This is a genomic window from Streptomyces sp. NPDC036984 (assembly GCF_055607665.1).
The window spans coordinates 335,551-352,589 of record NZ_JBVJRL010000001.1 but is presented as its reverse complement, the minus strand read 5'-3'; the positions used below and the strand labels follow the sequence as shown (position 1 = coordinate 352,589).

14 protein-coding genes are annotated in these 17,039 nt (G+C 72.2%); 5 read left to right on the top strand and 9 right to left on the bottom strand.

The features are described from left to right. Positions 1-7: 7 nt before the first annotated feature. A complete protein-coding gene (locus ACZ7DL_RS01585) occupies positions 8-3,208 on the bottom strand; it encodes a tetratricopeptide repeat protein (RefSeq protein WP_470770539.1) in 3,201 nt (1,066 codons plus the stop codon). A 76-nt stretch (positions 3,209-3,284) separates the two neighbouring features. Next, the gene (locus tag ACZ7DL_RS01580; protein WP_470770537.1) at positions 3,285-3,653 is read right to left on the bottom strand and encodes a hypothetical protein; all 369 of its coding nucleotides are present in this window, start codon (positions 3,651-3,653) and stop codon (positions 3,285-3,287) included. Positions 3,654-3,970: 317 nt separating this feature from the next. Between ACZ7DL_RS01580 and ACZ7DL_RS01575 the strand changes: the two genes are divergently transcribed. Both ACZ7DL_RS01575 and ACZ7DL_RS01570 read left to right on the top strand, forming a co-directional pair. Further along, positions 3,971-4,561 carry an ArsR/SmtB family transcription factor gene (locus tag ACZ7DL_RS01575; RefSeq protein WP_470770535.1) on the top strand — a complete coding sequence of 197 codons (591 nt, stop codon included), beginning with the start codon at positions 3,971-3,973 and terminating at the stop codon, positions 4,559-4,561. Continuing rightward, entirely contained in the window at positions 4,542-6,572 is a 2,031-nt protein-coding gene (locus ACZ7DL_RS01570; RefSeq protein ID WP_470770533.1) for a thioredoxin domain-containing protein, read from the top strand. Before ACZ7DL_RS01575 ends, ACZ7DL_RS01570 begins: the two co-directional genes overlap by 20 nt. 188 nt (positions 6,573-6,760) lie before the next feature. Here ACZ7DL_RS01570 and ACZ7DL_RS01565 read toward each other — a convergent pair whose 3' ends face one another. From ACZ7DL_RS01565 to trhA, 4 genes are all read right to left on the bottom strand, one after another. Beyond that, on the bottom strand, positions 6,761-7,483 hold the full coding sequence (locus ACZ7DL_RS01565; RefSeq protein WP_470770531.1) for a Mut7-C RNAse domain-containing protein: 723 nt from the start codon (positions 7,481-7,483) through the stop codon (positions 6,761-6,763). A 33-nt stretch (positions 7,484-7,516) separates the two neighbouring features. After that, positions 7,517-8,149 (bottom strand): TetR/AcrR family transcriptional regulator, encoded by a 633-nt coding sequence (locus tag ACZ7DL_RS01560; RefSeq protein WP_470770529.1) that lies wholly within the window; start codon positions 8,147-8,149, stop codon positions 7,517-7,519. 5 nt (positions 8,150-8,154) lie between these two features. Next, positions 8,155-8,286, bottom strand: a complete 132-nt coding sequence (locus ACZ7DL_RS01555) for a hypothetical protein (RefSeq protein WP_470770528.1) — start codon at positions 8,284-8,286, stop codon at positions 8,155-8,157. A 115-nt stretch (positions 8,287-8,401) separates the two neighbouring features. Further along, positions 8,402-9,115, bottom strand: a complete 714-nt coding sequence (gene trhA, locus ACZ7DL_RS01550; protein ID WP_470770526.1) for a PAQR family membrane homeostasis protein TrhA — start codon at positions 9,113-9,115, stop codon at positions 8,402-8,404. A gap of 290 nt (positions 9,116-9,405) precedes the next feature. On the opposite strand from trhA, the gene ACZ7DL_RS01545 reads away from it, so the two are divergent. Next, entirely contained in the window at positions 9,406-11,226 is a 1,821-nt protein-coding gene (locus ACZ7DL_RS01545) for a phosphoenolpyruvate carboxykinase (GTP) (protein ID WP_470770524.1), read from the top strand. Between the two features lie 490 nt (positions 11,227-11,716). Here the strand turns inward: ACZ7DL_RS01545 and ACZ7DL_RS01540 are convergent, their stop codons facing one another. Then, positions 11,717-12,139 (bottom strand): SCO4983 family protein, encoded by a 423-nt coding sequence (locus ACZ7DL_RS01540; RefSeq protein WP_470770522.1) that lies wholly within the window; start codon positions 12,137-12,139, stop codon positions 11,717-11,719. A gap of 89 nt (positions 12,140-12,228) precedes the next feature. After that, positions 12,229-13,440 (bottom strand): pyridoxal phosphate-dependent aminotransferase, encoded by a 1,212-nt coding sequence (locus ACZ7DL_RS01535; RefSeq protein WP_470770521.1) that lies wholly within the window; start codon positions 13,438-13,440, stop codon positions 12,229-12,231. A 125-nt stretch (positions 13,441-13,565) separates the two neighbouring features. Between ACZ7DL_RS01535 and ACZ7DL_RS01530 the strand changes: the two genes are divergently transcribed. Then, positions 13,566-14,243 (top strand): hypothetical protein, encoded by a 678-nt coding sequence (locus ACZ7DL_RS01530; protein WP_470770519.1) that lies wholly within the window; start codon positions 13,566-13,568, stop codon positions 14,241-14,243. 299 nt (positions 14,244-14,542) lie between these two features. Further along, a complete protein-coding gene (locus ACZ7DL_RS01525; RefSeq protein ID WP_470770518.1) occupies positions 14,543-15,403 on the top strand; it encodes a S1 family peptidase in 861 nt (286 codons plus the stop codon). A gap of 18 nt (positions 15,404-15,421) precedes the next feature. Here ACZ7DL_RS01525 and ACZ7DL_RS01520 read toward each other — a convergent pair whose 3' ends face one another. Beyond that, the gene (locus ACZ7DL_RS01520; RefSeq protein ID WP_470770517.1) at positions 15,422-17,032 is read right to left on the bottom strand and encodes an N-acyl-D-amino-acid deacylase family protein; all 1,611 of its coding nucleotides are present in this window, start codon (positions 17,030-17,032) and stop codon (positions 15,422-15,424) included. Positions 17,033-17,039: the final 7 nt, after the last annotated feature.

The following is a 17,039-nucleotide window of genomic DNA, read 5'->3' as shown; positions in this document are numbered from 1 at the left end:
CCGAGGGTCACCGCCCCGCCGGTACCGCCACTCCCATCACCTCCCGGGCGTGGCGGTCCGGAGTCATGCGCAGCGGCCAGGCCTGCCAGCCCGCCTCCAGCTGTACGCCCCGCTCCAGCAGCAGGGCGTACGCCGAGATGTAGCCGTCCAGCTTCTCGTCCCGCAGCGGATGCGCGGCGCGGGCCAGCTGGGCCAACTCCTCCTGGGCGACCGCCGTGCCCACCTCCACCCCGCCCGGCGCCGCGTACGGCAGCAGCGTGCAGCGCAGGAAGCGGGCCCAGTCCTCGCCGCGCCGGTCGCCGTACGACGAAAACAGGGTCAGCGCCTCGTCACACAGCGTCAGCGCCTGCGGGGTGCGGCCGTTGCCCGCGTCCACGACCGCCAGCTCCAGGCAGGTCCAGGCCTCGCCGTGGGCGACGCCGATCCGCTGGAAGTCGGTGCGCGCGTCCACCAGCAGCTGACGGGCGAAGCCCGAGTTGCGCAGCGAGCCCGTCTGCGCGGCACGCTGGTCCCGGGTCACCCGCGCCGAGTGGTGCCGGGCGCAGGCCAGGCCGTACACGTCCCGCATCCGGGAGAACATCGTCCGGGACCGCTCCAGGTCGCGCACCGCCTGGTCCAGATCGCCGGTCTCCTCCAGCGCCTGCCCCAGGTAGTACAGGGTCCACGCCTCCCCGCGCGCGTCCTCGTTCTCCCGGTGCCGGGCCATCGCCAGGCGCAGGTTCTCCACGGCCGCCGAGGCGTCCCCGGCCACCAGCCGCGCGCGGGCCAGCTGGGTCAGCGCCCATGCCTCCCCACGCGCGTCGCGCGTCCGGCCGTACCGCTCCAGGGCGGCCCGCAGCTCCGTCTCCGCGCGCGGTACGTCCCCCATCCGCAGCGCCAGCTGGCCCAGCTGGAAGTGCGCCCATGCCTCGCCGTGCAGCGAGCCGCCCTCGCGGTGCAGGACCAAGGAGCGGGTGAGCAGGTCCAGCGCCTCCGCCAGCCGGGCCCGGTCCCGCTGGACGGCCGCCAGCGCGTGCATCGTCCACGCCCGGTCCGTCGCCAGCTGCGGCGCCGCCTGGAGATCCAGCGCCTCCTGGAGCTTGGCCGCCGCCTCCGTGAGGTTGCCCTGGTGGTGCAGTGTGATCCCGAGCGAGCACAGCGCACGGGCCGCTCCCGCCTCGTGGTGGGCCTCCCGGTACAGGTCCACGACCGAGGCCAGCGTGGTGCGCGCCTTGTCCAGCTCGCCCAGCTGCCGGGCCGCGATGCCGGTACGCCACTGCACCGACCGCACCAGCAGCCCCTGGTCCACCGACTGCGCCAGCTCGCTGATCTCGCCGAGCCGGTACAGGTCACCGCGGAGCAGGCAGTAGTCGCACAGCGCGCCGAGCAGGTTCAGCACGGCTGCCTGGTTCACGCCCTCCGCCTGCCGCAGGGCCGCCGTGATGAAGCTGGACTCGTCGTCCAGCCAGCGCAGCGCCTCGTCGAGCGAGGGGAAGCCGTGCGAGCCGAACTGGTTCGACCGCGTCGACATGTTGCCGTCGACCAGACGCAGCACCGACTCGGCCAGCTCCGCGTAGTTCACGATCAGCCGTTCCTGCGCCGCCGCGCGCTCGGCCGGGTCCTCCTCGTCCAGCAGCCGGGCCTGCGCGAAGGACCGCACCAGGTCGTGCAGCCGGTAGCGGCTGCCGCGCACATGGTCGATCAGCCCGGCCCGGGCGAGCGCCACCAGGTGCCCGGTGGCCTCGGCCTCGTCGGTGGCCAGCAGCGCGGCCGCCGCCGCCGTGCCCAGCGAGGCCCGACCCGCCAGGGCCAGCCGGCGCAGCAGCCGGCGGGTGGGCTCCGGCTGGTCGGTGTAGCGCAGCCACAGCGCCCGCTCGACCGGCTCCATCGGGCCGTACGCGCTCAGGTCGGAAGCCAGCACCTGGGTCGAGCGCGGGCCGAGCGCGGAGCCCGCGATCCTGAGCGCCAGCGGCAGCCCCCCGCACCATCGGCGGACCTGGTCCACGGATTCGGCGTCGTACGGCCCCGACGCGTCTTCGGCCGTCGCGCTCAGCAGTTCCTCGGCGCCGGCCGCGTCCAGCGCCCGCACCGGCAGCTCGTGCACCCATGCCGCAAGGTCCGCGGGCAGGTCCAGGGCCGTACGGGCGGTCACCAGCACCAGGCTGTCGGAGCGCTCCGGCACCAGGGCGCACACCTGCTCCGGGTCCGAGGCGTCGTCCAGCACGATCGTCACGGGCAGCCCGGTCAGATGCCGGTGGTACAGCTCGCCGAGCCGCTTGACCTGCTGGTCGGGGGAGGAACGCTCCCGGAACAGCAGCTGCTCACGGGGAGCGCCCAGCCGGTTGAGCAGGTGCAGCAGGGCGTCCCGGGTGGACAGCGGCGCGTCCCGGCCGCCGCCGCGCAGATCCACCACCACCGCGCCCCGGAAGTGGTCCCGCAGTTCGTGCGCCGCGCGCACCGCCAGCGTGGTCCGGCCGGAGCCGGGCTCGCCGTGCAGGACCACCACCGTCGGCCGGGTCTCGGTGGCCGCCCGGGCCGCCTGCGCCCACTGCCTGATCCGCGCCAGCTCCGTCCGGCGCCCGGCGAACGGCCCGTCGGCGTCGGGAAGTTGCCCGAACGACTGCTCCAGCACCGAACGCCGTCGGGCCGCCGCGCTCTTGTCCGCGCCGCGCAGCGCCGGGCCCCCGGTCTTCTTGGCGCCGGTGGACGCGCTGAGCACCCGCTGCTGGTCGAGGAAGGGCCGGATGCCCCGCACCTCCAGCGCGGTCAGCCACTGCAGCCGCAGCTGCTCCGGGCCGCCGGGCTGGCCGGCCTCGCCCGCGCGGTGGTGGGCGGCGGGCAGATGGGCACCGGCCACCTTCACCACCGTGGCCACGGCGCCCACCGCGGCCGCGGTGACGCCCGCGCCGAGGGCGGTGCCGGTGCCGGTGCCGAGGGACAGGTCGGCCACGGCGGCGGCGACGGCGGCAACGGCCGCCACCAGCAGGGCCGTTCCGGCGCCCTGGCGCGCATACCGCTGGCCGAAGGACAGCCGGCCGGCCTCCGCCTGGTCCAGGGCGCGTGTGTAGGACTCGTACTCCTCGCCGGCCGCCCCCGCCATCGCGTCCAGCGCACCGCGCGCCCGTGACAGCAGCACCTGACCGTCGATCCGCCCGCCCGAGCGCCGCACCTCCTCCTCCACGGCCCGCACCAGCAACCGCTCGGCCTCCGCCCGATGGCTGTCCCGCATGCCCCGTCCCCCTCCCGCGCCAACTCCTCTGCCCCGAGTGTCCTTGTGGGGAGGCCGGATTGCGAGGGGGTGACGATCAGCGGGGGTGGTGAGGGTCTGGTGTCGACGGCCTTGCGGCTGCACCCGTCGAGACCGCCAGCCTCACGCAGACCCCCGCCACCACCCCCTCCGCCACCGCGCAGGCCAGTGCCTGGAGCAGGGCCGAGCCGGTGTGGGCGGTGGTTATGTCGAACCAGGCGTCCAGGACCGCCACGCTCGCCGTCGCCGAGGCCGTGAGGCGGGAGCGGGGGTCGCCGCGCAGGCCCAGGAGAGCCGTGGTGGCGCAGCCTGTCGCCAACAGGACGTCCAGGCCGATCCAGGCCAGTGACCAGTGGTGAACCTGCGTACTCGCCGGCAGAGTCACCGCCAGCAGCGCCATCCACGGCACCAACAGGACAGCCCCCACCCCCAGCAGGATCAGCGTCCACCTCCGCCACCCGGACGCCGTCCCGTACCGCCTCGCCCATCCGACCGCCGTGCCGCGCCCCCGTCCCCGCTCGGCCACCGTCCCGCGCACCCGCACTCGCCCCGATGCCGTCCCGCGTCCCGTTTCCCACCCGCTTGCCGCCATCCCGCGCCCCCTTCTCGGTCGTCGTTCCGTGTCGCCGCAACACCCCCACCGTAAACCGCAGAGAAATCTCTGCAAAGAAAATTCGGCAGACATCAGGGGCGTCTCAGGGTCCCTCAGGGTGTCTCAGGGGCCCTCGGCGTTACCGTGGCGGCATGACCGACGGCCTTCCCGAGATGACCAGCCTGGAGCGGACCGCTCTCTACAAGTCCCTCGGCAACCCGCTGCGCCGCCGGATCCTCGACTACCTCGGCCGGCACGGCGAGGCGAACTCCACCGTCCTCGCCCGTGAACTGGGCGAGAGCTCCGGCACCACCAGCTACCACCTGCGCAAACTCGCCGAACAGCGGCTCATCGAGGAGATCCCGGAGAAGTCCGGCGGCCGGGAGCGCTGGTGGCGGATCCTGCCGTTCCGGCACACCACGCCCGACCCGGCCACCATGGCGCCGGAGGAGTACGCGGCGGCCGCCGAGCTGGCCCACCTGAAGATCGAGTTCGACACCGCGCTCTACCGCCGCGCCCACCAGGAGTACCGCGGCCCCGAGGGCTGGGCCCAGGTCCAGCGTCACGGCACCTGGCTGACCAGGGAGGAACTCCTCCAGTTCATGCGCGAGTACCACGCGCTGCTCGACCGGTACGGCCACCCGCGCGAGGAGGCGCCGGACGGGGCGCGCCCGGTGCTCATGCGTTTCTACGCGGTCCCGGAGCCCGTGGGAGAGTGGAACGGTGAACCGACTGGCCCATGAGACGTCCCCGTATCTGCTCCAGCACGCCGACAACCCCGTCGACTGGTGGCCCTGGTCGGCCGAGGCCTTCGACGAGGCCCGCAGGACGAACAGACCCGTGCTGCTGAGCGTCGGGTACTCCAGCTGCCACTGGTGTCACGTCATGGCCCACGAGTCCTTCGAGGACCGGGCCACCGCCGAGTACCTGAACGAGCACTTCGTCAGCGTCAAGGTCGACCGCGAGGAGCGGCCGGACGTCGACGCCGTCTACATGGAGGCCGTCCAGGCGGCCACCGGGCAGGGCGGCTGGCCCATGACCGTGTTCCTCACCCCGGACGCGGAGCCCTTCTACTTCGGCACCTACTTCCCGCCCGCCCCGCGGCACGGCATGCCCTCCTTCCGGCAGGTGCTGGAGGGCGTCCAGCAGGCCTGGACGACACGGCACGACGAGGTCAGCGAGGTCGCCGGGAAGATCGTCCGCGACCTCGCCCAGCGGGAGATCGTCCGGCAGGCCGCCGAGGCGCCCGGCGAACAGGAACTCTCGCAGGCCCTCCTCGGCCTCACCCGCGAATACGACCCGCAGCGCGGCGGATTCGGCGGCGCGCCCAAGTTCCCGCCGTCCATGGTGCTGGAGTTCCTGCTGCGGCATCACGCGCGGACCGGTGCCGAGGGCGCTCTCCAGATGGCCCGGGACACCTGCGAGCGGATGGCCCGGGGCGGGATCTACGACCAGCTCGGCGGCGGGTTCGCCCGCTACTCCGTCGACCGTGACTGGGTTGTGCCCCATTTTGAGAAAATGCTTTATGATAATGCGCTTTTGTGTCGGGTGTACGCCCATCTGTGGCGGGCCACCGGCTCGGACCTCGCCCGGCGGGTCGCGCTGGAGACCGCCGACTTCATGGTCCGCGAACTGCGCACGAACGAGGGAGGCTTCGCCTCCGCCCTCGACGCCGACAGCGACGACGGCAGCGGGCGGCACGTGGAAGGGGCGTACTACGTGTGGACGCCCGAACAGCTCCGCGAGGTGCTCGGCGACGACGCCGAACTCGCCGCCCAGTACTTCGGCGTGACCGAGGAGGGCACCTTCGAGCACGGGCAGTCCGTCCTCCAACTGCCGCAAATGGAAGGCGTGTTCGACGCGGAGAAGGTCGCCTCCGTCAAAAGCCGGCTGCTGGCCGAGCGGGCCGAGCGGCCCGCCCCGGGCCGGGACGACAAGGTCGTCGCCGCCTGGAACGGGCTCGCCGTCGCCGCGCTCGCCGAGACCGGCGCCTACTTCGACCGGCCCGACCTGACCGAGGCCGCCCTCGGCGCCGCCGACCTGCTCGTCCGCGTCCACCTGGACGAGCACGCCCGGCTCGCCCGCACCAGCAAGGACGGCCGCGTCGGCGCCAACGCGGGTGTGCTGGAGGACTACGCCGACGTCGCGGAGGGCTTCCTCGCGCTCGCCGGCGCGACCGGCGAGGGCGTCTGGCTCGACTTCGCCGGTCTGCTGCTCGACCATGTGCTCACCCGCTTCGCCGACCCGGAGACCGGTGGCCTCTACGACACCGCCTCCGACGCCGAACAGCTCATCCGCCGCCCCCAGGACCCCACGGACAACGCCGCCCCCTCCGGCTGGACCGCCGCGGCCGGAGCCCTGCTGAGCTACGCCGCGCACACCGGCTCCGAACCCCACCGGACGGCAGCCGAACGGGCGTTGGGGGTCGTGAAGACGCTCGGGCCGCGTGTGCCGCGGTTCATCGGGTGGGGGCTGGCCGTCGCCGAGGCGCTGCTCGACGGGCCGAAGGAGGTCGCGATCGTCGGACCCTCCCTCGCCGACGAGGACACGGCCGCCCTGCACCGCACAGCCCTTCTCGGCACCGCCCCGGGCGCCGTCGTCGCGGTCGGCACGCCGGACAGTGACGAATTTCCGCTCCTCGCCGACCGGCCGCTCCTGGCCGGTGAACCGGTTGCGTACGTCTGCCGTAACTTCACGTGTGACGCCCCGACCGCCGATCCGGAGCGGCTGCGTGCGGCGCTGAACGCGTACTGACCGGCGCACATCCGGAAAAGCGGACGGCGGGAACTGTTCGAATCCGGGCAAGTGTCGGATCCCGCCTACTCTCCACAGCGATGCGGCGGGCGTGACGGACGGTCACGTCCGCCGGGTCGACCGGAACGTGACGAGCAACCCCGTCCCGGCCCCGCCCGGCTGGTGTGAGAGAGGGAGTTGAGCAGGCGCTAACCGTGCTCCGCCAGGGCGCGCTCCACGATGGCCTCCAGCTGTTCGTGGTGCGCGCCCTTCCAGTACGCCCGGCCGCAGGCCGTGCACTGGGCGAAGACGTCGTACGACCGCTGGGTTCCGCCCTTGAGCTGGTCGGCGACCTCGTCCTTGGTGGCCTGCTTGAGCAGGCCGTTGCAGGCGGTGCAGCGGCTCCAGGGGCGCAGGTCGGGGGCGAAGCGGTCCAGGACGTCGTGGAGCTGGTCGTCGGGGCGGGTGCTGTAGACGAACGCGCCGGCCCACAGTTCCCGGCGGCGCAGCAGGCCCCGGTCGCGGCTGAGCATCACCCGCTTCTCGGCCGCCGAGCGGGCGGCCAGCGCCGGGTCGCCGATGTCCGTCGACTCGTACGCCGTGTCCACGCCGAGCAGCCGCAGCCGGCGGGCCAGGGTGCCGAGGTGGACGTCGAGGAGGAAGCGGAGAGGGGCCCCGGGGACCTGCTGAGGGCGGGCCACCGCACGGACCGACACGCGTTCGCCCGCGCTCGGGACGTGCGAGGCGGGCACCTCGCGGTCGTCGACGACCAGCGCGCCGACCTCGGTCAGCGGCACCCCGAGGGACTCGATCACATGACCGAGCGTCGAGACGCCGTCGGTGGCCAGCGCCGTGGCGCCGCCGCGCCGGGCGGCCGGCACGAACAGGTGGAGGGCGGGGGCGACTTCGACGTGGATCTCGGGTCGGTTCACCCCGTCAGGATGTCACGGACGGCGCCGTGGACCTCAGGGGTTTTCCGGGCCGAGACCGTCCTCCATGACGTCCAGGGCCCGCTCCATGAGGTCCCGTAGCTCGCCCTGGAAGCCGTTCTCCGCCCAGTACATGGAGACCTCCATCATGCCGCCGATGAGGGCCATCGCGCTGACGCGCACCTCAAGGCTCTCCGGGTCGCGGCCCGTGCGCTCCCCGAGGGCCTGGCGGAGCAGGCGGCCGGTCTCCGACATGCTCTCGAAGTACCGGGAGCGCACGGCGGGGACCTGGGCCCCGAGGTGTGCCCGCAGCCGGAGCACCTCGGGGTCCTCCTGCTCGCTCAGGTCGAGGGTCTTGCGCATCACGTGCCGGAGGGAGTCCCTCCACGGCTCGTCCTCCGGCCGTGCCCGCAGCTCCTCCAGTATCAGCGGGTCGTACTCGTCCGTGAGGACGATGTCCTCCTTGGTCGGGAAGTACCGGAAGACGGTCGACGGCGACACCTCGGCCCGCTCGGCGATCTGCTCGATCGTCGTGGCGTCGTACCCCTGTTCCCTGATCAGCGCGTACGTCGCGGCGCGGATCGCCTCGCGGGTCTTGATCTTCTTCCGCTCCCGCAGCCCGAGTCGGGGTCGGTCGGCGGGGGAGTAGGGGGAACGTGCGGCGGTCATGCGGGTCATTGTCCGGCATCGGTCCCGGACGTGACCATCTGCGGGGTGTCCCCCGGCGCGGCCGCCGCGGCGGCCGCGATGCCCGGCGGGAACGCGGCGGCCGGCAGGCCGAGACGAGGTGGTGTGACAGTCGCCATGAAATGAGGGTGACTTTCATGTGCATGGCACTGCCAATAGGGATCCGGTGTCAGGAAGCGCGAAAACGGCCACGACTCGGGCGAGTCGTGGCCGGAAGGGGGACGTGGGGTGTGGCTATCCGTGCTGGTACGCCACCAGCGAGATGCAGACGTAGTGCACGACGAAGGCGGCGAGAGTGAAGGAGTGGAAGACCTCGTGGAAGCCGAACCAGCGCGGTGACGGGTTCGGGCGCTTGATGCCGTAGATCACGCCCCCGGCGCTGTAGAGCAGGCCGCCGACGATGACCAGGACCAGGACGGCGATGCCGCCCGTGTGCAGGAAGTCGGGCAGGAAGAAGACGGCCGCCCAGCCCATGGCGATGTAGCAGGGCGTGTAGAGCCAGCGTGGGGCGCCGACCCAGAAGACGCGGAAGACGATGCCGGCCGCCGCCGCGGCCCAGATGCCCCACAGCAGCCACTGGCCCTTCGCGCCGGGCAGGAGCAGCAGGGTCAGCGGGGTGTAGGTGCCCGCGATGATCAGGAAGATGTTGGCGTGGTCCAGGCGGCGCAGGACGCCGTCCATGCGGGGGCTCCAGTTGCCCCGGTGGTACAGCGCGCTGACGCCGAAGAGGAGGCAGGCGGTCAGGGCGTAGATGCCGCAGGCGATGCGCCCTCTGGTCGAGTCGGCGAGCGCGGTGAGTACGAGGCCAGCGATGAGTACGGCCGGAAACATGCCGAGGTGCAGCCAGCCGCGGAGCCTGGGCTTGACCGGGTGCGGCAAGGGGAGCGCGACGGGACCGCGGCCGGCGGCCGGCGAGTCCGTGGGCGCGTCGGGGGCGGACGCAGTCATGGGCCGCATGGTACCCACGGCGCCGTAAATCGTGTATCAGCGCGGTGCCTCAGGTCGACTGAACGCAAAAAGACCTTCAGGTGTCGCAAACCAGGATGTAAAGGGAACGCAAACAGCCCTGGAAACCGTGGTCTTCCTCACGTCGCTCACTTGTGACGTCCCCTGGACAGATGGGCATTCGCGTCGGATGATCAAATGAGTGCAGTCGGCACCGGATGAGCATCAGAGAAGCGTCCGGGTCGCAGCCCCCACGGGGCAACAAGGACAAAATCCCTCATTTAGGAGCAACCGTGGCGCGCGACAACTCGGCTTCCAGCGTTCCCACCGACCATCAGGAACTGATCTCGTGGGTCAACGAGATCGCCGAACTGACGCAGCCGGACAACGTGGTCTGGTGTGACGGATCCGAGGCCGAGTACGAGCGCCTCTGCGAAGAGCTCGTGGCCAAGGGCACCTTCAAGAAGCTCGACCCGATCAAGCGCCCGCACTCCTACTACGCCGCCTCCGACCCGACCGACGTCGCGCGCGTCGAGGACCGCACCTTCATCTGCTCCGAGAAGGAGGAGGACGCCGGCCCGACCAACCACTGGAAGGCCCCCGCCGAGATGCGGGAGATCTTCGCCGGTGAGAAGGGCCTGTTCCGGGGCTCGATGCGGGGCCGCACGATGTACGTCGTCCCGTTCTGCATGGGCCCGCTCGGCTCCCCGCTGGCCGCGCTGGGCGTGGAGATCACCGACTCCGCCTACGTCGCCGTCTCCATGCGCACGATGACGCGCATGGGCCAGGCCGTCCTGGACGAGCTGGGCGACGAGGGCTTCTTCGTCAAGGCCGTCCACACGCTGGGCGCCCCCCTGGAGGAGGGCCAGGAGGACGTCCCGTGGCCGTGCAACCGGACCAAGTACATCTCGCACTTCCCGGAGAGCCGCGAGATCTGGTCCTACGGCTCCGGTTACGGCGGCAACGCCCTGCTCGGCAAGAAGTGCTACGCGCTGCGCATCGCCTCCGTCATGGCGCGGGACGAGGGCTGGCTCGCCGAGCACATGCTGATCCTCAAGCTGACCCCGCCGCAGGGTGAGGCCAAGTACGTCGCCGCCGCCTTCCCGAGCGCCTGCGGCAAGACGAACCTCGCCATGCTGGAGCCCACGATCTCCGGCTGGACGGTGGAGACCATCGGCGACGACATCGCCTGGATGCGGTTCGGCGAGGACGGCCGGCTGTACGCGATCAACCCCGAGGCCGGCTTCTTCGGCGTCGCGCCCGGCACCGGTGAGCACACCAACGCCAACGCGATGAAGACCCTGTGGGGCAACGCGGTCTTCACCAACGTCGCGCTCACCGACGACGGTGACGTGTGGTGGGAGGGCATGACCGAGGAGTCCCCGGCCCACCTGACCGACTGGAAGGGCAACGACTGGACGCCGGCGTCCGAGACGCCCGCCGCCCACCCCAACGCCCGCTTCACCGTGCCGGCCTCGCAGTGCCCGATCATCGCGCCCGAGTGGGAGGACCCCAAGGGCGTGCCGATCTCGGCGATCCTCTTCGGCGGCCGGCGCGCCACCGCGGTGCCGCTGGTGACGGAGTCCTTCGACTGGAACCACGGCGTCTTCCTCGGCGCCAACGTGGCCTCCGAGAAGACCGCCGCGGCCGAGGGCAAGGTCGGCGAGCTGCGCCGCGACCCGTTCGCGATGCTGCCGTTCTGCGGCTACAACATGGGCGACTACATGGCCCACTGGGTCAAGGTCGGCCAGTCCGCGGACGCGGCCAAGCTGCCGAAGATCTACTACGTCAACTGGTTCCGCAAGAACGACGAGGGCAAGTTCGTCTGGCCCGGCTTCGGCGAGAACTCCCGCGTCCTGAAGTGGATCGTGGAGCGGCTGGAGGGCAAGGCCGAGGGTGTCGAGACCCCGATCGGCATCCTGCCGACCAAGGAGGCGCTGGACACCGACGGCCTCGAACTGTCCCCGTCCGACCTCGACTTCCTGCTCACGGTCGACAAGGAGGTCTGGCGCGAGGAGGCCGCGCTGGTCCCCGCGCACCTGGAGACCTTCGGTGACCACACCCCGAAGGAGCTGTGGGACCAGTACCGCGCCCTGGTGGAGCGCCTGGGCTGAGCGCCCGCCCAAGACTCCACGGCCGGCCGGGGTGTGCCCTGACCAGCGATCGTCACGACCGGCCGTGGAACACACCCGAGGGCCCCGCACAACGGCGTGCGGGGCCCCTCGCCTTCACGGTGCGTGGGGTGATCGGATCGGAGAAGGCCGACTTCTTCGCCGCTCCCGATGTGGTGCCGGCCGCCGTCGTCGCGGGCCGGCAAGGAGAGGACAAGGGCACGGCAACGTCTGATCGCCGTCGCGGCGGCTTCAGGGGACCGGAAGCCTGTGGTTGCCGCTCACCCTTCCTCCGCCGCGACGGTGCTCAGCCCCCGCCCACCCGACCGGCGCTCCGCACGGCGCCCGGCCAGGAACGGGCCGGCGACCTGCCCGACGAAACGCACCGCTGCCGAGAAGCCGGTTCGAAGCCGGGCGCGGCGTATGGCGCCCGGTCCGCGCGTCGCTGCGGGTGCACGCGGACCGGGGCCGACAAAGGGACCCCTGGACGGGGTCATCGGGCCGGGCTGAGTTCCTTCGGCCCGGCCGGGGCGGCGGCGCTGTGGGCGTCCATCCGCTCGGCGGCGAGGATCGCCACCGCCGTGTCCGCGCGCGAGGCCGCGACCACGAGCGCCCGTCCGGCGAGCGTGTGCGCCCGCCGGTGCAGCGCGGCCGGCTCACCCGCCGCGGTCGGCGCGGCACGCAGCGGCGTACGCCCTCCCCGCAGCCGGGCCACCTGGGCCGCCAGGCGCTCGGCGGCCGTGTCCAGGTCGGCGGACGGGGTCAGGGCGCGAAGTTCGTCGGTGACCGCGAGCAGCGCGGCGAGGTGCCCGGCGAGCTGGATGTCCAGCTCCTCCTCGCGCGACCGGTGGGGGAAGTCGGAGGTGCTGCCGGCCCTCGTGCTGTGGACCGACTTGGTGCGGATCGGTTCGTACATGGGGACGGCCTCCTGTGCTCTGACAGGAAACCATCTTAGCTTGGATTTCGTCTAAAGTTGAGTCGGGTCACGGAACGAAGCCCCCTCGGCTACGGCTGGCCGTATCCGTCCAGGAAGTTCCCGATCCTGGTCACGGCGTCCCGCAGATCGCCGACCGAGGGCAGGGTCACCACGCGGAAGTGATCCGGCTCGGGCCAGTTGAAGCCGGTGCCCTGGACGACCATGATCTTCTCCCGGCGCAGCAGATCGAGGACCATCCGGCGGTCGTCCTTGATCTTGAAGACCTGCGGGTCCAGGCGCGGGAAGAGGTACAGCGCGCCCTTCGGCCGTACGCACGTCACGCCCGGGATCTGCGTCAGCAGTTCGTAGGCGGTGTCCAGCTGCTCCTTCAGACGCCCGCCCGGCAGCACCAGGTCGTTGATCGACTGCCGGCCGCTGAGCGCGGCGACCACCCCGTGCTGGCCCGGCATGTTGGCGCACAGCCGCATGTTCGCCAGGATCGTCAGGCCCTCGATGTAGGAGTCGGCGTGCGCGCGCGGGCCGGAGATCGACATCCAGCCGACGCGGTAGCCGGCCACCCGGTACGCCTTCGACATGCCGTTGAAGGTGAGGGTGAGCAGGTCCGGGGCGATCTTCGCGGTCGGGGTGTGTGTGGCGCCGTCGTAGAGGATCTTGTCGTAGATCTCGTCGGAGCAGACGAGCAGGTTGTGCCGGCGGGCGATGTCCGTCAGTCCCTTGAGCACGGCCTCGTCGTACACCGCGCCCGTGGGGTTGTTCGGGTTGATGATGACGATGGCCTTGGTGCGGTCGGTGACCTTGCGCTCGATGTCGGCGAGGTCGGGCATCCAGTCCGACTGCTCGTCGCAGCGGTAGTGGACGGCGGTGCCGCCGGACAGGGACACGGCGGCGGTCCACAGCGGGTAGTCCGGCGCCGGTACGAGCACCTCGTCCCCGTCGTCCAGAAGCCCCTGCATGGCCATCACGATCAGCTCGGAGACGCCGTTGCCGATGAAGACGTGTTCGACGTCCGTCTCGATGCCGATGGTCTGGTTGTGCATGACGACCGCGCGCCGGGCGGCCAGCAGTCCCTTCGCATCGCCGTAGCCGTGCGCCGTGGAGACGTTCCGGAGGATGTCCTCGAGGATCTCCGGCGGGCACTCGAAGCCGAAGGCGGCCGGGTTGCCGGTGTTGAGCTTGAGGATGCGGTGCCCCGCCGCCTCCAGCCGCATGGCCTCCTCGAGAACCGGGCCCCGGATCTCGTAACAGACGTTGGCGAGCTTGGTCGACTGGATCACCTGCATGACGTGAGCTTACGGCTCGGTAATGCCTCATGGGTCGTGTTTTCCGCCACGTGAGACACGGAGGTTTGCCCGGATATCGCCCTCGGCTGTCTCAGGAACCGCTTGCGTCCCTACAATCCGCTGGCATGTCCACGGAACGGGAGTATGAGGCGGAGGCGTTCGGCAGCCGTGCGACGAGCGGCGCGCCCGGTGTCCGGCCGAGCGTGTACCTCCCGCAGCAGGCTCCGGCCCCCGCCTACGACGAGTACGCCGACCCGGCCGCCGCGCACGGCTGGCAGGACGGGTACGACGAGACGCGCGAGCTGCCCGCGCAGCCCGCGCCGCCGGAGCCCGGCGCGGGACGGGCCGCGCGCCGGCGTGCCCAGCGGCGCGGCGGCGACCGCCGCCGGCTGGCGGTCGTCGCGGGCGCCCTCGGCGTGGCCGGGGCCGTCGCGGTGATCGCCGCCCTGGCCGGATCGGGTTCCTCGGACGGGTCCCGCCCCGCGGACGGCGGCCGGGTCGCCGACGGCCCCGCCACCGACGACGGCGGCGGCACGGTCCCGGCCACGACGGCCCCGGCCACCGCCGCCCGCTCCGCCCGTTCCACCGCACCCGCTCCCTCCGGCACGGCGGCCGTGGCGGCCGGTCTCCCGTCCGACAGCCCGGCCGCGAGCGCCGACGCCGTCGACCCGAGCGGCAGTCCGGCGGCTTCGGTCTCGGCCAGTCCCACGCCCGCGGAGTCGTCCGTCAGCCCGACGGCGTCGGACTCCGCCGCCGTCCCCAGCCGGGGCCACGGCCATGGCGCGACGAAACGCCCGCGCTGACCGGAGGCCGGACCGCGCGGCCGGCTCCGCCGCGGCAACGGCGTGCGGGGTCAAGGCAGTTGACCGCCCTCTGACGGTGGCTCGTCGCCGGACGGGCGCAGACCGAGGGCGGGCGGCCCCTGCCGCCCGGCCCGGCCGCGAGGTACTGCCCTCGCTCACGCCGTTCCCGCACAGGGAAACCCCTATGGCCTGACGCGGCTCCTTGTCCCCGTCCCCCTCAGCCGCTGACAATGCGCATGACAACCGCATGGGCGACCGGACAACCTCCGGTCGCCCACGTCGTAAGAGGGGACCCCCACATGAACAAGCCTCTCCTTGCCGCCCTCTCCTCCCTGGCGATAGCCGGGCTGGGCGCGACCCCGGCGATCGCCGCCCCGCACACGGCCGCGAAGACCACCGCCCCGCACTCCGCCCCGGCCGTCAAGGCCACCGTCGACTTCGCCGGCACCGTCTCGCTCAGCAACTGCTCCGGCTCCGTCATCCGCTTCCCCGGCTCCGCCGACAGCGACCCCGCCCTCGTGCTGACCAACGGCCACTGCCTGGAGACCGGCTTCCCGGACCCGGGCGAGGTCATCACCGGCCAGTCCTCCAGCCGCTCCTTCGGCCTGCTGAACTCCGCCGGCACCAGGATCGCCACCCTGCGCGCCAACCAGATCGTGTACTCGACCATGACCGACACGGACGTCGCGATCTACCGCACCACCACCACGTACGCGGCGATCAAGAGCTCCTACGGCATCAGCCCGCTCACCGTGCAGGACACGCACCCGACGGCCGGCACCGCCATCAAGGTGGTCTCCGGCTATTGGAAGCGCATCTACAGCTGCAACATCGACGGCTTCGTGTACCGGCTGAAGGAGGGCGCCTGGACCTGGAAGGACTCCGTCCGTTACACCTCCGCCTGCAACACCATCGGCGGCACCTCCGGCTCCCCGGTCGTCGACACCACCACCGGCAAGGTCGTCGCCGTGAACAACACCGGTAACGAGGACGGTGAGCGGTGCACGGAGAACAACCCGTGCGAGGTCGACGCGAGCGGCACCGTCACCGTCCGCCAGGGCATCAACTACGGCCAGGAGACCTACACCATCCCCGCCTGCTTCACCACCGGCAACAAGCTCAACCTCAGCGCCTCCGGCTGCACCCTGCCCAAGCCCTGAGCCGGCCGGGCCGGGCGGTCACACCGGGGTACGACGGACCGCCCGCCCCGCCAGCACGTCCGTCCGCTTGCCGTCCTCGATGACGAACCGGCCGTCGACCAGCACATACGGGATCCCGGCCGGCAGCGCCCGGGGCGCGGCGAAGGTGGCGCCGGGCGCGACCGTCTCCGGGTCGAACAGGACCAGGTCGGCCCGGTACCCCTCGCGCACCAGCCCCCGGTCCGGCAGCCGCAGCCGGGCCGCGGGCCGCGAGGTGAGACGGGCCACGCACTCCTCCAGCGTCAGCACCCCCGACTCCCGCACATAGTGGCCGAGATAGCGCGGAAAGGTGCCGTACGCGCGCGGGTGCGGCTTGCTGCCCCGCAGGATGCCGTCCGAGCCGCCGGTGTGCGCGCGGTGCCGCATGATCGCGCGGACGTTCTCCTCGTGGCCGACGTGGTGGAGGATCGTCGTACCGAGCCGGTCCCGTACCAGGAGGCGTCGGGCGGTGACCCAGGGGGCCTCGCCGCGCACCTCCGCCGCGTCCCGGACCGTACGGCCCACGCACTCGGCCAGCGCCGGATCGGTCACCCCGGAGACCTCGATCGTCTCCCACTCCACCGGCACGCCGTGGCAGCCGTCCGAGCCGGTCACCTCCAGGTCGTGCCGGATGCGCTCGGCCGTCTCCGGGTCGGTCAGCCGGGCCAGGACCTTCTCCGGCCCGCCCTCGCTCGCCCAGCTCGGCAGCAGCGCGGCGAGGGTGGTGCAGCCGGGCGTGTAGGGATAGGTGTCCAGCGTGATGTCCGCGCCCGCCTCCAGGGCCCGGTCGAGCAGGGCCAGCAGCTCTGGCGCCCGGCCCTTGTTCACCCCGAAGTTCATCGTCGCGTGGGCCAGGTGCAGCGGGCAGCCCGCCTCCCGGGACAGGGCCACCATCTCGGCATACGCCTCCAGGGCGCCGGCGCCGTAGGAGCGGTGGTGCGGGCAGTAGTAGCCGCCGTAGGACGCCACCACCCGGCACAGCTCGGTCAGCTCCGCGTCCCTGGCGTACATGCCGGGGGTGTACGTCAGCCCGGAGGACATGCCCACCGCGCCCTGTTCCAGCCCCTCGGCCACCAACTCCCGCATCCGGTCCAGCTCCCCGGCCGTGGCCTCGCGGTCCTCCCAGCCGACCACGAGGGCCCGGACCGTGCCCTGCGGGATCAGGTAGGCCGCGTTCACGGCGATGCCCCGATCGAGCCGGTCGAGGTACTCGCCGACGGTCCGCCAGTCGAAGTCGACGTCGTCGCCGTACCCGTTCCAGCCGGTGATCGCCCGGCGCACCTCCTCCAGCGTGCGCTCGTCCACCGGCGCGTACGACAGCCCGTCCTGGCCCAGCACCTCCAGCGTGACCCCCTGTGCGGCCTTCGCACTGTGGTCGGGGTCGCGCAGCAGGGCCAGGTCCGAGTGGGCGTGCATGTCGATGAAGCCGGGGGAGAGGACCAGGCCCTCCGCGTCCAGCTCGCGCCGGGCGCGCGGCCGTTGGCAGCCCGCCGCGGCGGCCTCCTTGACGATCGAGACGATCCGCCCGCCGTCGATGACGACGTCGGCGCGGTAGGAGTCCGCCCCGCTGCCGTCGACGACGTCCGCGTCCCGGATGACGAGCTGCTCCACGCGGGCC

Coding starts and splice junctions, on each gene's coding strand:
- ACZ7DL_RS01585 (WP_470770539.1), bottom strand. CDS start 3,208: ATGCGGGACAGCCATCGGGCGGAGGCCGAGCGGTTGCTGGTGCGGGCC.
- ACZ7DL_RS01530 (WP_470770519.1), top strand. CDS start 13,566: ATGTCCACGGAACGGGAGTATGAGGCGGAGGCGTTCGGCAGCCGTGCG.
- trhA (WP_470770526.1), bottom strand. CDS start 9,115: ATGACTGCGTCCGCCCCCGACGCGCCCACGGACTCGCCGGCCGCCGGC.
- ACZ7DL_RS01535 (WP_470770521.1), bottom strand. CDS start 13,440: ATGCAGGTGATCCAGTCGACCAAGCTCGCCAACGTCTGTTACGAGATC.
- ACZ7DL_RS01575 (WP_470770535.1), top strand. CDS start 3,971: ATGACCGACGGCCTTCCCGAGATGACCAGCCTGGAGCGGACCGCTCTC.
- ACZ7DL_RS01540 (WP_470770522.1), bottom strand. CDS start 12,139: ATGTACGAACCGATCCGCACCAAGTCGGTCCACAGCACGAGGGCCGGC.
- ACZ7DL_RS01525 (WP_470770518.1), top strand. CDS start 14,543: ATGAACAAGCCTCTCCTTGCCGCCCTCTCCTCCCTGGCGATAGCCGGG.
- ACZ7DL_RS01560 (WP_470770529.1), bottom strand. CDS start 8,149: ATGACCGCCGCACGTTCCCCCTACTCCCCCGCCGACCGACCCCGACTC.
- ACZ7DL_RS01555 (WP_470770528.1), bottom strand. CDS start 8,286: ATGGCGACTGTCACACCACCTCGTCTCGGCCTGCCGGCCGCCGCGTTC.